The organism is Nonomuraea sp. NPDC001684 (assembly GCF_053596515.1).
Genome location: NZ_JBSFGJ010000287.1, coordinates 1 through 12,185, shown reverse-complemented (window position 1 = coordinate 12,185; position 12,185 = coordinate 1). Strand labels below are relative to the sequence as shown.

12 protein-coding genes and 1 pseudogene are annotated in these 12,185 nt (G+C 73.4%); 8 read left to right on the top strand and 5 right to left on the bottom strand.

The window, feature by feature from the left end:
• Positions 1-1,405, bottom strand: a 1,405-nt coding sequence (locus ACWCSD_RS35550; protein WP_449921538.1) for a [protein-PII] uridylyltransferase family protein, incomplete at its 3' end; no start/stop codon positions are given.
• An 83-nt stretch (positions 1,406-1,488) separates the two neighbouring features.
• Between ACWCSD_RS35550 and ACWCSD_RS35545 the strand changes: the two genes are divergently transcribed.
• The gene (locus ACWCSD_RS35545; RefSeq protein WP_397162274.1) at positions 1,489-2,082 is read left to right on the top strand and encodes an HXXEE domain-containing protein; all 594 of its coding nucleotides are present in this window, start codon (positions 1,489-1,491) and stop codon (positions 2,080-2,082) included.
• 41 nt (positions 2,083-2,123) lie between these two features.
• Here the strand turns inward: ACWCSD_RS35545 and ACWCSD_RS35540 are convergent, their stop codons facing one another.
• Complete coding sequence (locus ACWCSD_RS35540) at positions 2,124-2,810, bottom strand: type 1 glutamine amidotransferase (protein WP_449921536.1); 687 nt, start codon at positions 2,808-2,810, stop codon at positions 2,124-2,126.
• A 113-nt stretch (positions 2,811-2,923) separates the two neighbouring features.
• Here ACWCSD_RS35540 and ACWCSD_RS35535 point away from each other — a divergent pair, with 113 nt between their 5' ends.
• On the top strand, positions 2,924-3,772 hold the full coding sequence (locus ACWCSD_RS35535; protein WP_397162276.1) for an alpha/beta fold hydrolase: 849 nt from the start codon (positions 2,924-2,926) through the stop codon (positions 3,770-3,772).
• 44 nt (positions 3,773-3,816) lie between these two features.
• Here the strand turns inward: ACWCSD_RS35535 and ACWCSD_RS35530 are convergent, their stop codons facing one another.
• Complete coding sequence (locus tag ACWCSD_RS35530; RefSeq protein ID WP_449921533.1) at positions 3,817-4,530, bottom strand: PaaI family thioesterase; 714 nt, start codon at positions 4,528-4,530, stop codon at positions 3,817-3,819.
• 445 nt (positions 4,531-4,975) lie between these two features.
• On the opposite strand from ACWCSD_RS35530, the gene ACWCSD_RS35525 reads away from it, so the two are divergent.
• Positions 4,976-5,569 (top strand): AAA family ATPase, encoded by a 594-nt coding sequence (locus tag ACWCSD_RS35525; protein WP_397162277.1) that lies wholly within the window; start codon positions 4,976-4,978, stop codon positions 5,567-5,569.
• Positions 5,570-5,613: 44 nt separating this feature from the next.
• Complete coding sequence (locus tag ACWCSD_RS35520; RefSeq protein WP_397162278.1) at positions 5,614-5,958, top strand: YciI family protein; 345 nt, start codon at positions 5,614-5,616, stop codon at positions 5,956-5,958.
• Positions 5,959-5,984: 26 nt separating this feature from the next.
• Here ACWCSD_RS35520 and glnA read toward each other — a convergent pair whose 3' ends face one another.
• Positions 5,985-7,346 carry a type I glutamate--ammonia ligase gene (gene glnA / locus ACWCSD_RS35515; protein ID WP_352353441.1) on the bottom strand — a complete coding sequence of 454 codons (1,362 nt, stop codon included), beginning with the start codon at positions 7,344-7,346 and terminating at the stop codon, positions 5,985-5,987.
• Positions 7,347-7,499: 153 nt separating this feature from the next.
• Between glnA and ACWCSD_RS35510 the strand changes: the two genes are divergently transcribed.
• Together ACWCSD_RS35510 and ACWCSD_RS35505 are read left to right on the top strand one after the other, a co-directional pair.
• Positions 7,500-8,045 carry an EF-hand domain-containing protein gene (locus ACWCSD_RS35510; protein WP_364331930.1) on the top strand — a complete coding sequence of 182 codons (546 nt, stop codon included), beginning with the start codon at positions 7,500-7,502 and terminating at the stop codon, positions 8,043-8,045.
• An 8-nt stretch (positions 8,046-8,053) separates the two neighbouring features.
• Positions 8,054-9,034, top strand: a complete 981-nt coding sequence (locus tag ACWCSD_RS35505) for a terpene synthase family protein (protein WP_358294221.1) — start codon at positions 8,054-8,056, stop codon at positions 9,032-9,034.
• A gap of 19 nt (positions 9,035-9,053) precedes the next feature.
• On the opposite strand, the gene ACWCSD_RS35500 is transcribed toward ACWCSD_RS35505, so the two are convergent.
• Positions 9,054-10,019: a DUF5937 family protein gene (locus tag ACWCSD_RS35500; RefSeq protein ID WP_397162279.1), complete on the bottom strand. Its 966-nt coding sequence runs from the start codon at positions 10,017-10,019 to the stop codon at positions 9,054-9,056.
• Between the two features lie 58 nt (positions 10,020-10,077).
• Between ACWCSD_RS35500 and ACWCSD_RS35495 the strand changes: the two genes are divergently transcribed.
• Positions 10,078-11,271, top strand: coding sequence for an MDR family MFS transporter (locus ACWCSD_RS35495; RefSeq protein ID WP_358294225.1), 1,194 nt, complete (start codon positions 10,078-10,080; stop codon positions 11,269-11,271).
• Positions 11,272-11,386: 115 nt separating this feature from the next.
• A pseudogene (locus tag ACWCSD_RS35490) lies at positions 11,387-12,185 on the top strand (hypothetical protein); the annotation flags it as partial.

Sequence of the window (12,185 nt, the reverse complement as noted above, 5' to 3'; positions counted from 1 at the left end):
GCTCCTGGTTCACCTGCGTCCCGAGGAGGAGGGAGCCGAACGCGGTGACCTGGAGGACCTGTGCCGGCGCCTCGACCGCATCGAACGCAAGCTGGCCGAGCCTGCGCAGGTCGGCCTCGTCGGTGGGCAGCAGGTGCGTCCGCCGCAGCCGGTGGAGCTGCAACAGGTGCTCGACCTGGCGCAGGAACGAATACGCCTCGGCGAGCCCGCGCGAGTCGTCGCGGCCGACGTAGCCGCCGCGGGAGAGGGCGGCCAGGGCCGGGAGGGTGGCCCGGCGGCGCAGCAGCGGGTCGAGCCTGCCGTGCACGAGTTGCAGGAGCTGGACGGCGAACTCGATGTCGCGCAGCCCGCCCGGCCCCAGCTTGAGCTGCCGCTCCCCCTCGGCGCGCACGTGCGACTCGACGCGGCGGCGCATGGCCTGGACGTCCTCGACGAAGTGCTCGCGGGTGGCGGCCGTCCAGACCAGGTCGTTGACCGCCTGGACGTAGGACTCGCCGAGCTCCTGGTCGCCCGCCACCGGACGGGCCTTGAGCAGCGCCTGGAACTCCCAGGTCTTGGCCCAGCGGCGGTAGTAGGCCAGGTGGCTGGCCAAGGTGCGGACCAGCGGGCCGGACCGCCCCTCGGGACGCAGGCCGGCGTCGACCTCCCACAGCGAGCCCTCCTGGGTGGCCGCCGTGCAGGCCCGCATCATGGCCTGGGCCAGCCGGGTCGCCGATCGCAGCGCCTTGGTCTCGTCGGCGCCCTCGCGCGGCTCGGCGACGAAGATCACGTCGACGTCGCTGATGTAGTTGAGCTCGCGCGCGCCGCACTTGCCCATGCCGATGACCGCCAGGCGCGCCTCGGAGTCGTCGACCTCGGCGCGGGCGATCGCGAGGGCGGCCTCCAGCGCCGCGCCGGCCAGGTCGGACAGCTCGGCCATGACCTCCGGGAGCGTGGCCTGCCCGGTGAGGTCGCGGGCGGCCAGGTGCATGAGCCGGCCCCGGTAGGCGACCCGCAGCGCCACCAGCGGGTCGGGGTCGCCGGCGCGCGGCTCGGGCTCGCCGGGCTCGGCGCCGACGGCGCGCAGCAGCGCGGCGCGCGCCTCGCCCAGCTCGGGCTCGGCCAGCAGGGCCGTCTGCCCGGGATGGCGGACCAGGTGCTCGCCGAGCGCGGCGCTGACGCCGAGCACGGCGAACAGGCGCGCCCTGAGCCGCTCGTCCTCGCGCACCGCGGTCAGGACGGCCGGCTCGCGCTCGGCCAGGCGGGTCAGCGAGACCAGGGCCAGGTCGGGATCGGCCACGGCGACCAGGAACTCCAGGAGGTCGTCGAGGTCGGCCGGGGTGCGGTCGAGCAGCTGGGCGGCTCTGGCACCGTCGGCGAAGCCGAGCTTGGCCAGGCGTGCGGCGGTCGATTCGATCCTGGGCACCTGCTCATCTTGACAGGTGGCTTCCGGAAAGCCGTAGAGTACAACGCAACGTAGCGTTGTGTTTTGCTGAGGAGGGGGACGACATGAGCCGGATGCCCGCGGCGGTGACCTGGGGACTGCTGGCGGCCTGGGCCGTGCACGACGCCGAGGAGCTGGCGACCATGGCGGGATGGGCGCGGCGGGCCCGTCCCCGGCTGGAGCGGCTGTACCCGGGGGTGCCGTGGGAGCGGCTGGAGGTGTCGCAGGCGCGGGTGAACGTGGCGATCGGGCTGATGGGCGGCGTGGTGGCGGGGGCCTCGGCGCTGGGGGCGCGCAGCGGCGGGCGCAGCCCGGTGTTCCAGGCGGTGCTGGCCGGGTTCGGGCTGCACGGGGTCGTCCACCTGGCGCAGGCGGCCGCCACACGGGGGTACACGCCGGGGGTGGCGACGGCGCCGCTGGTGGTGATCCCGTTCTCGGCGTGGGCGTGGCGGCGGTTGCGGCGGGCGGGGGTGGTGGCGGCGCCGGGGCGGTCGGCCGCGTACGGGCTCGCGGCGCTGCCGCTGACGGTGGGCGGCGTGCACGCGGTCGCCCACCTGCTCACCCGCCGCCACGACCGGGCCGCCGAGCCATCGGCTGCTGAGTCGTCGGCTGCTGAGTCATCTGCCACGGACGGCCTCGGCCGCGACCGCTGGTTCTGACCCGCACCGGCGTCCGGCTCCTGGCCGCCCGGGTTGGGCTGTCAGGCCGGGCGGGAGGCTCTGACCACCTGGGCGAACGCCTCTGCGACGGGGCGCCAGGTCGCGACCAGGGCGGGCCCGGCGGCCTTGACGGCGGCGTTCAGGTCCTCGGCCGCCGCCAGGTCCGACTCCGCCGTCCAGGAGGTGAAGATCTCCGAGGTGGCCTCGGGGTGGAACTGCACCGCCCAGGCGCGCTCGCCGACCCGGTAGGCCTGGTTCGGGTACTGGGCGCCGGTCATCAGCGGCACCGCGCCCTGCGGCAGCCGCGTCATGGCGTCCTGGTGGTACTGGATGGCGGTGGCCCGGGCCGGGACGCCGGACAGTAGCCGGTCGGAGGCGGCGGCGGGCAGCGCGACGACCTCGCACGCCCCCACCTCCAGGCCGTTCCCGCCGCGCTCGACCGTGCCGCCGAGCGCCATGGTGAGAAGCTGGGCGCCGAGGCAGATGCCCAGCGTGGGCGTGCCCTCCGCCACGGCGCGGCGCAGCAGGGCGCGGGTGGCCGGCTGCCAGGGGCTGCGCTCGTCCTCCCAGGCGGCCGCGGCGCCGCCGAGCACGATCAGGCCGTCGGCGGCCCGCTCCGGCACCGGCTCGCCCCGGTACGGCCGTACGACGTCGCAGGTCAGACCCAGCCAGTCCGCCAGGTGGCCGAGCCCGGCGCCGGCCTCGTGCTCGATCACGGTGATGCGCATATCGGGTAATTTATCCGCATTTTTTGGCGAAAACGTCCTTACGCCCGCCGTGCGAACTGCCCGCGCGACGGCCGGTGACTCCCGGCCCCGGACGGCGTCCCTAAGATCCGGCTATGAGATTCGACGAAGTGGACGGGCTCCGCGTCGCCACGTTCGGCACCGGCCCCCGCAAGGTCATCGCGGTCCACGGCATCAGCGCCTCGCTGATGGCCTGGGGCGCGGTCGGACGACGGCTGCCCGAGGAGTGGTCGCTGATCGCGATGGACCTGCGCGGCCGTGGTCACAGCGCCTCCCTGCCCGGCCCGTACGGGCTGCCCCGGCACGCCGAGGACGTCCTGCGCGTCGCCGAGCACGTCGGCGCGGGCCCGGACGCGGTGCTGGCCGGCCATTCGATGGGCGCGTACGTGGCCGTGCTGGCCGCGGCCGAGCGCGACTTCGACCGGGTCGTCCTGGTGGACGGCGGCCTCCCCCTCCCCCTGCCCGAGGGCGCGGACCCCGACGCCGCGCTGGCGGCCACGCTCGGCCCCGCGCTGGACCGGTTGCGCCGGACGTTCGCCTCCCCGGAGGAGTACGTGGACTTCTTCAAGGCCCACCCGGCCTTCGTCGGCCACTGGAGCCCCGACGTGGAGGCGTACGTGCGCTACGACCTCGACGGCCCCGAGGGCGCGCTGCGCTCGCGGGCGGTCGGCGAGGCCGTGATGGCGGACGGGCGCTGGATGCGCACCGAGACCGCCGAGATCGGCGCCGCGCTGGCCGCGATCAAGGCGCCCGCCTACCTGCTCAGGGCCCCGCGCGGCCTGCTGAACCAGGACACCGGCATGCTCCCCGACGAGGTCGCCCGCACCTGGACCGCCCGCGTGCCCGGCCTGCGCGACGAGGTCGTGCCCGACTGCAACCACTACACGATCCTGTTCGACGAGCAGCCGGTGACGACCGTCCTGGAACGGATCACCGGGGCATGAGAAAGGCCCCCGAGCCGAGCTCGGGGGCCGTTCGCAGACGCAGGTCAGCGTGGAGCGATCCACGTGGCGCGGGCGGCGGCCACCAGGGTGCCGTCGTCCTCGTAGATGCCGCTCTCGCCGTACATCTTGCGGCCGTCGCGGCCGGTCGGACGGGCCACGACGGAGTAGCGGCCACCCGGCAGCACCGGGCCGTTGATCTGCACGACCAGGCGGCCGAGCAGGGCCGACTCGCCGGGGCCGAAGTGCGCCCAGCCGGTGATGCAGTCGAGCACCGCGCCCACGATCGAGGCGGGCACGCCGTCCTCGCCGCTCACCGTGAACGGCACCCGCCAGCCGGCGGCGACCAGGTCGGAGCCCTCCACCGGGCCGGGGAAGATGCGCAGGCCGTCGCCCGGCTCGCGCAGGCCGCAGGCGAAGCACTCGGCGAACGGGTGGGCCTTCAGGCCGACGAACCCTGCCTCGGCGCGGGCGGCGTCGGTGAACGCCACGAACCCGGGCCCGGTCAGGGTCTCGGCGACGGGGATGGCCTCGACCAGGACCTTGTCGCCGTCGGACAGCGAGACGCTGTTGGCGACGTGCTCCAGGCGCAGCTCGGTCTCCAGGGGCGTGGGCGCGTGCAGCGTGACCTCGACCGCTGATCGGCCGCCGTTCAGCGCCTCTGCCATGGTGCCCGCGATCCAGCCGCCGTTGGCGACTCCCACCGGGCCCCGGAAACGCTCGGGAACGGTCAACACGGTCTGCAGGGCAGCCGTCGTCATGCCACACCCTCCAATATCGCCCTAGAAGGCGAGAAGTCCGGAAATATCGTAAAGAGTAGGCCGATTTTACTGGACTCCCGGATTACCACGATGCTGGGGGTCCCTGAGCGGCGGCCGACTCATGCCATAACGCCACAGGCGTGGCCGAAACTTCCCCGGCCGCCCCCGGCCGTCCCCTCCCAGGGTCGGCGCCGTCGATGGCACGGATGTGACTCGGGGGTGAGGAACAACGAAAATCGGCCCCAACCCGGAGCCGCATCTGTATCCGGGGTGAGACCGATCAAGGCGTCGGCAGTACCTTATCCCGTGATTTCCCCGCCCCGGGCCCATTCCCGGTGAATCCCGTCGGACCGTTCCGGCGGCCGGGCCCGCCCGCCACCCGCCCCCGCGCCCTATGCTGGCGCGAACAGGGGTCAAGGCGAATCCGATCGGGCGGGGTGGGTCTGTGCAGCGGGCGACGTTACGCTTTCCGCCCGGGTCGCTGGTCGTGCTGACCGGGCTGCCCGGCGCCGGCAAGACCACGCTGCTGCGCCGCCTCTACGGCCTCCACGGCGCCGAGAGCGCGCCCGTCGCCGCCGACGCGGTCGTGGTGATCGACTCGGGGCAGTCCCGCCTGCGCTGGGACGGCCGGATCCTCTGGGCCCCCCGTCCGGTGCGCCGCGCCGTGGTGTTCGCCACCCACCTGAGCCGCATCAGCCGGGCGCTGGCCGGCGGTCAGGCGGTCCTCGCGCACAACCGGGGCTGCGCCACGTACGTGCTGAAGGGGTTCGCCTGGCTGGCCCGCAGGCAGCGGGCGAGTTTCCATCTGCTGCTGCTCGACGCGCCGCCGGAGGCGGCGGTCGCCGGGCAGCACGCCAGGGGCCGGGTGGTCGCGCCCCGCACGTTCGCCCGCCACCGCCGCCGCTGGGAGAGCCTGCTGGCCCGGGTGACCGGCGGCGACCCGGCCCCGGCCGTCAGCGCGCACGTGCTCACCCGCGCCGAGGCCGACCTGCTGGAGCACATCGTCTTCGACAGCGCCGACCGCGCCCCCGCCGACTGACGGCGTCCGGGGGGATGCGGACGCACGAGGAAGGACCACGACCCATGAAGCAGTACCTGCTCACCCTGTTCGAGCCCGACGGCCCGCCGCCCGAGCCCGCGGTCCTGGAGCCGATCATGCGCGACATCGGCGCGGTCGAGGCGGAGATGCGCGCGGCCGGCGCGTGGGTCTTCTCCGGCGGCCTGGCCCCGGCCGAGCAGGCGTCGGTGATCCGGATGCGCGCGGACGAGACGTTCACCACCGACGGCCCCTACACCGAGGGCAAGGAGCACGTCGGCGGGTTCACCGTCATCCGGGCCCCCGACCTGGACGCCGCGCTGGAGTGGGGACGCCGGCTCGCCCGCGCCGTGGGCGTGCTGCCGGTCGAGGTGCGCGAGTTCAAGGGCTGAACCGGGTGGGTCTCCCCCGCCCGGCCTCACAACACCGGCAGGTAGCGGCCCAGCTCGAACTCGGTGACCGTACGGCGGTACTCGCGCCACTCGGCCCGCTTGTTGCGCAGGAAGAAGTCGAAGACGTGCTCGCCCAGCGTCTCGGCCACCAGCTCGCTGCGCTCCATGACGGCGATGGCCTCGTCGAGCGAGCCGGGCAGCGGCTGGATGCCCAGGGCCCGGCGCTCGGCGCTGGTCAGGGTCCAGACGTTGTCCTCGGCGGCCGGCGGCAGCTCGTAGCCCTCCTCGATGCCCTTGAGCCCGGCGGCCAGCACCAGCGCGAAGGCCAGGTACGGGTTGCACGCCGAGTCGAGGGAGCGGAACTCGATGCGGGTCGAGCCGCCCTTGTGCGGCTTGTACATGGGCACCCGGACCAGCGCCGAGCGGTTGTTGTGCCCCCAGCACACGTAGGAGGGCGCCTCGCCGCCCTGCCCCGCGATGGCCTCGGCGCCGCCCCACAGCCGCTTGTAGGAGTTGACCCACTGGTTGGTGATGGCGGTGATCTCGGCGGCGTGCCGCAGCAGGCCCGCGATGAACGAGCGGCCGATCTTCGATAGCCGGTAGTCGGTGCCCGCCTCGTGGAAGGCGTTGCGGTCGCCCTCGAACAGCGACATGTGCGTGTGCATGCCAGAGCCGGGGTGCTCGGTGAACGGCTTGGGCATGAACGAGGCCCAGATGCCCTGCTCCAGGGCGACCTCCTTCATGATCAGCCGGAACGTCATGATGTTGTCGGCCGTGGTGAGCGCGTCGGCGTAGCGCAGGTCGATCTCCTGCTGGCCGGGGGCGCCCTCGTGGTGGCTGAACTCGACGGAGATGCCCATCGACTCCAGCATCATGATCGCCTGGCGCCGGAAGTCGTGGCCGGAGCTGTGGGGCGTGTGGTCGAAGTAGCCGCCGGAGTCGATCGGCTCGGGGCGCTGCCCGGCCTCGGGACGGTTCTTCAGCAGGAAGAACTCGATCTCGGGGTGGGTGTAGAAGGTGAAGCCCATGTCGGCGCACTTGGCGAGGGTGCGCTTGAGCACCCAGCGCGGGTCGGCGTGCGACGGGGTGCCGTCGGGCATCAGGATGTCGCAGAAGATGCGCGCCGCGCCCGGCGTCTCGCTGCGCCAGGGCAGGATCTGGAACGTCGAGGGGTCGGGCTTGGCCAGCATGTCGGACTCGTAGACGCGGGCGAAGCCCTCGATCGCCGAGCCGTCGAAGCCGATGCCCTCGGCGAAGGCGCCTTCCAGCTCGGCGGGCGCGATCGCGACGGACTTGAGGAAGCCGAGGACGTCGGTGAACCAGAGCCGGATGAACCGGATGTCGCGTTCCTCTAGCGTGCGGAGCACGAACTCCTGCTGGCGGTCCAAGGCGTCCCCTCGTTGAAGACGGTGCGGGTCTTGATATCAGCATGCCGTGCCCGTGTTTCGCACACGTTACGGGGGGTGCCGGTGCGAGCCTCACTGACAAAGGGGCCGCCCAGATCTACTGTGATCACGCAGTTAGTCTCGGGGGAGGCATTGGTGGCTATCGACCTGCTCAATCACAAGCTCGATCGGGCGTTCGACCACATCGACGCGAACGGCAACGGCGTCGTCGAACGGGAGGACCTGCTGGGGCTGGGCGCACGCCTGCTGGTGGGTTTCGGGGAGTCCCCCACCTCGGTCACCGGCAACCGGCTCGTCGGCAGCTTCGACGGCATCTGGTCGACGTTGTCGCGGGCGCTCGACCGCGACGGCGACTCCGGCATCGCGCGCACGGACTTCCGCGGCGGGATGACGGCGGCGTTCGTCACCGGCGACCGGTACGAGCCGGTGTTCCGGCCGGCGACGGTGGCGGTGGCCCAGCTCTGCGACGGCGACGGCGACGGCCTGATCCGGCCGGGCGAGTTCCGGACGATGCTCAGCGCGTTCGGCACCGCCTACGACGACGTGGACGAGGCGTTCGACCGGCTCGACCGGGAGGGCAGAGGCGCGCTCACCGTCGAGGAGCTGATCCGCGCGGCCGAGGACTACTACCGCAGCTCAGACCCGAACGCCGCGGGCAACTGGCTTTACGGTCCGCTGTGAACACGGCCGTGAGCACCACCGTGTTCGCCACGGTGCGCACCGCGCTCCGCTCGGTCCTGCACTGGAAGCCGATGTTGCCGCTGCCGCGCAAGGGCGGCTCGCCCGCGCTGGCGCTGCTGCCGCTCGTCGAGCGGGTGCCGGCGATGGCGGCGCCCTGCCGGATGCACCCGGCCGTGTACGCCATCGAGGCCGCGGTCATCGACTGGGCCAGGCGGACGGGCCTGCGCGCCGACGCCGGGGTGGGCTTCCACCGGATGGCCGGGCGCGCGTTCGCCGAGTTCGACGCGGCCGCGGCGGCGCTGTTCGCCCAGTGGCTGACCTGGCTGTTCCACCTCGACGACGAGCTGGACGAGGGGTCGTGCCCGCTGGACATCTTCGGCGGCATGCTCAAGGGCGCGGCCCGGCACCCGCTGGAGGCCGCCTTCGCCGACCTGTGGCGGGTGACCAGCGCGCGGATGAGCGACCAGTGGCGGGCCCGCTTCGCGGTCAACCTGCGCCGCCAGGCCGACGCCTGCCGCACCGAGGCCGACAACCGGGCGGCCGGGCGCATGCCGACGCTGGAGGAGTACCCGGCCCTGCGCAGGGGCACCGTGGGCCCCTACCTGTACGACCTGGTGGAGCCGTGCCTGCGGGTCGAGGTGCCGGCCTGGGTGGTCCAGTGCGACCCGTGGCGGGAGCTGGTGGAGGCCTGCAGCGACGTCACGGCCTGGTGCAACGACGTGGCCTCGCGGCCCAAGGAGCGCGGCGACGTGCACAACCTGGTCGTGCTGGCGGTGCGGCAGCTCGGGCTGGGCGAGCGCGAGGCCGTGGCGTGGGTGCTCGACCGGATCGCCGGGCGCTGCCAGGACATGAACCGGGCGGCCAGGCGGCTGCCGCTCGACGACCTCCCGCCCAAGGCGGCCAGGGACGTCAGCAAGGTCGCCTGCGCCTACCTGGCCGCGCCGCGCGCCCACCTGGACTGGCTGCTGGAGTCGTCCCGGTACGCCTGAACCCCCGGAGGGGAGCCGGTCAGGGGGCGGCGCCGGCGAGCATGTCGCCGGCCGCCGTCCGGCGGTAGACGACCTGCTTGCCGAGGCGCAGGCCCACCGCCAGCCCGCCGTCGCTGAGCACCCCGAGGTGCTGGCTGACCGCGCCCGGGGTGAGCGACATCCGGGCGGCCAGCGCCGAGGTGGTGCTCGGCTCGGCCAGCGCGAGCAGGATCTGCGCCCGGCTGCGGCCGATGAGCGCGGCCAGCGCGCCGGGGGCGGGCGGCGGCCCCTGCTCCCACAGCGTGCCGACGCCGAGCACCGGATAGACGAGCATCGACTGGTACGGAGCCGACATCACGGCCACCGACGGCCAGTAGAACGCGCTCGGCACCAGCAGCAGCCCGTCGCCGTGCAGGCCGCCCGCGTGGCACCAGGGCCGGTCGATGAGCAGCCGCTCCCCCGTCCACTCCACGGCGGGGCCGAGCCCGGCGAACAGCTCCCTGGCCCCGCCCTGCGCGAGCTGGCGGGAGCGGCGCAGCACGTCGCGTTCGAGCAGCCCGTAGACGCGCGGCCAGAACTCCTCGAAGCAGGCCCGCCAGTACGTCTCCAGCGCCCCCGCCACCCGCGCCACGCCGGCTTCCGGATCCGCCATGAACCGGTCGAGCGGCGCCCGGTCGGTGCCCGCGATGGTCGCGGCCTCCGTGCGGGCGCGTTCCGGCGGCGTGCCGCGGACCTGCTCCAGCTCGGCGGCGAAGTCGGGCAGCGGCGTCTGCGGGGGCGGGGTGATGAAGTCGGCCAGGTAGCCGGTCGGCGGCACCAGCGCGAACAGCTCGTCGAGGTCGAGCCCGGCCAGCCGGGGGCGCACGGCCTTGACCCAGGGCAGGTGGATCGACTGCCTGGAGGGGTCCTGGAGGGTGCGCAGGCTCGCGACCAGCTCCCACATGGGCGAGAACGCGAACCGGATGCGCGCGACGTCCTCCGGCTTGAGGTCCCAGGTGACGGCCATGGTTTTAGTGTGCACTAAATCGATGGCGCCTCGGCCCTCCAGACCTGACCCTTGGTCCGTGTCTAGCACCGCTGTTGAGAAGCCTTCCTTCCTCCGCTCCCAGATCGGCGGACTGCCGCGGCCCTTCTGGGCCCTGTGGAGCGGCACCCTCGTCAACCGCCTGGGCACCCTGGTCATGCCGTTCACCGGCGTGTACCTGACCCACTCCCGCGGCATGTCGGTGACCGCCGTGGGCCTGGTCATGGGCGTCTACGGCGCGGGCTCGCTGCTGTCGCAGATCCTCGCCGGCGTGCTCACCGACCGGATCGGGCGCCGGGTCACGCTGGCGGGCGGCATGCTGGCCACCGCGGCCACCATGCTGGCGCTCGGTTACAGCACCTCGCTGCCGGCGATCGTCGCGTCCATGTTCGTGCTCGGGCTGGTGATCGACATCTACCGGCCGGCGTCCAGCGCCCTGGTGGCCGACCTGGTGTCGCCGTCGGAGCGGGCCCGCGCGTACGGGTTGCTGTTCTGGGCGATCAACCTGGGATACGCGGTCGGCATGACGGCCGGCGGCTGGCTGGCGAGCGTCGGGTTCGCCTGGTTGTTCTGGATCGACGCGGTCTCGTGCCTGGTCTTCGCCGCGCTGGTGTGGCGGGCGGTGCCGGAGACGCGGCCGGCGGCGCGCGAGTCGTCCGGCGGGTTCGGCGTCGTGCTGCGCGACCGGCTGATGGTGGCCTTCACGCTGGTCGTGCTCGGCAACGCGCTGGTCTACCTGCAGACCGTGACCATGCTGCCGGTCGCGATGACGTCGGTGGTGAAGCTGACGCCGGGGCAGTTCGGCCTGGCCATGGCGCTGAACGGGGTGCTGATCGTCGTCGTCCAGCCGCTGGTCTCCGGCTGGCTCGGGCGCAGGGACCCCTCCCGCACGTTCGCGCTCGGGCTGGCGGTCATGGGGGCCGGGTTCGCGCTGACGGCCTTCGTCACCACGACGTTCTGGCTGGCCGTCACGATCGCGGTGTGGACCGTCGGCGAGATCATCACCGCGGGCATCTCCGGGACGATCGTGGCCGCGCTGGCCCCCGAGCACCTGCGGGGGCGGTACTCGGGGCTGTTCGGCTTCGCCTGGTCGCTGGCCTCGGTGCTGGCGCCGCTGATGGGCGGCCCGCTGCTCGCGGCCGGGCCGAAGACGCTGTGGTTCGCCGTGGGCGGCGTCGCGCTGGTCTCGGCGGCCGGCATGCTGGCCCTCGGCCCGGCGATCCGGCGGCGCTGACGCGGCCTGAGGTCCGGGGCGGCGTTCCACGGAATCCGCCGCCGTTGAGAGAATTTTGATCGGATGTTGGCTTCGTCCCGATAATTTCCTGCCGATCACGGAAGGAAATGGTGGGATGCGCCACGCAGTCTGGGCGCGCCGGGCGGTGACGAGGCTGGCCACTCCCCGCGTCGCGATCGGGATCGCCACGTTCGCCGTCGTGCTGGAGCTGGCCGACATCTGGGTGACCGCCCAGTTGCCGCCGTCGCCGTACACGCCGCTGCCGTTCGCGCCGGAGGACATGGCGGGCACGGCCTTCCCGGTCTTCGGCGCGATCCTCGTGCACAGCAGGCCGCGGCTGATCATCGGCTGGCTGCTGTGCCTGGGCGGGGCGAGCGCCGCGGCCAACATCCTGTCGGCCAACCTCTACCAGCTGCTCGACGCACGGCCGGGGCCGCGCTGGCCGGTCGTCAACCTGACCTGGAACGTCTGCGAGCTGACCCTCGGCGTCCTGCTGCCGCTGCTGTACCCGGTGGGCAGGCTGCTGTCGCGGCGCTGGCGGGCGGTGATCGCGCCGGCCGTGGCCGGGCAGGCGCTGGACTGGGCCGGGCTGCTGACCGACCGGCCGGAGCTGCGCGAGGCCGGGCACGGCACGCTCTCGGCGAGCATGGTGCTGGCCTTCGCCTCGCTGGTCGTGCGCTTCCGGCGCGGCGACGCGGTCGAGCGGCGGCAGCTGCTGTGGCTGCTGGTGGCCCTGCCGGGCCTGCTGGTGCCCTGGATGCTCGGCGCGGACGTCTGGTGGGTGGCCTCGCTGGCCATTCCGCTGATCCCGGCGGCCATCGCCGTGGCGGTGCTGCGCTACCGGTTGTTCGGCATCGACACGCTGATCAGCAGGGCGCTGGTGGGCACCGGCCTGGCCATCGTGATCACCCTCG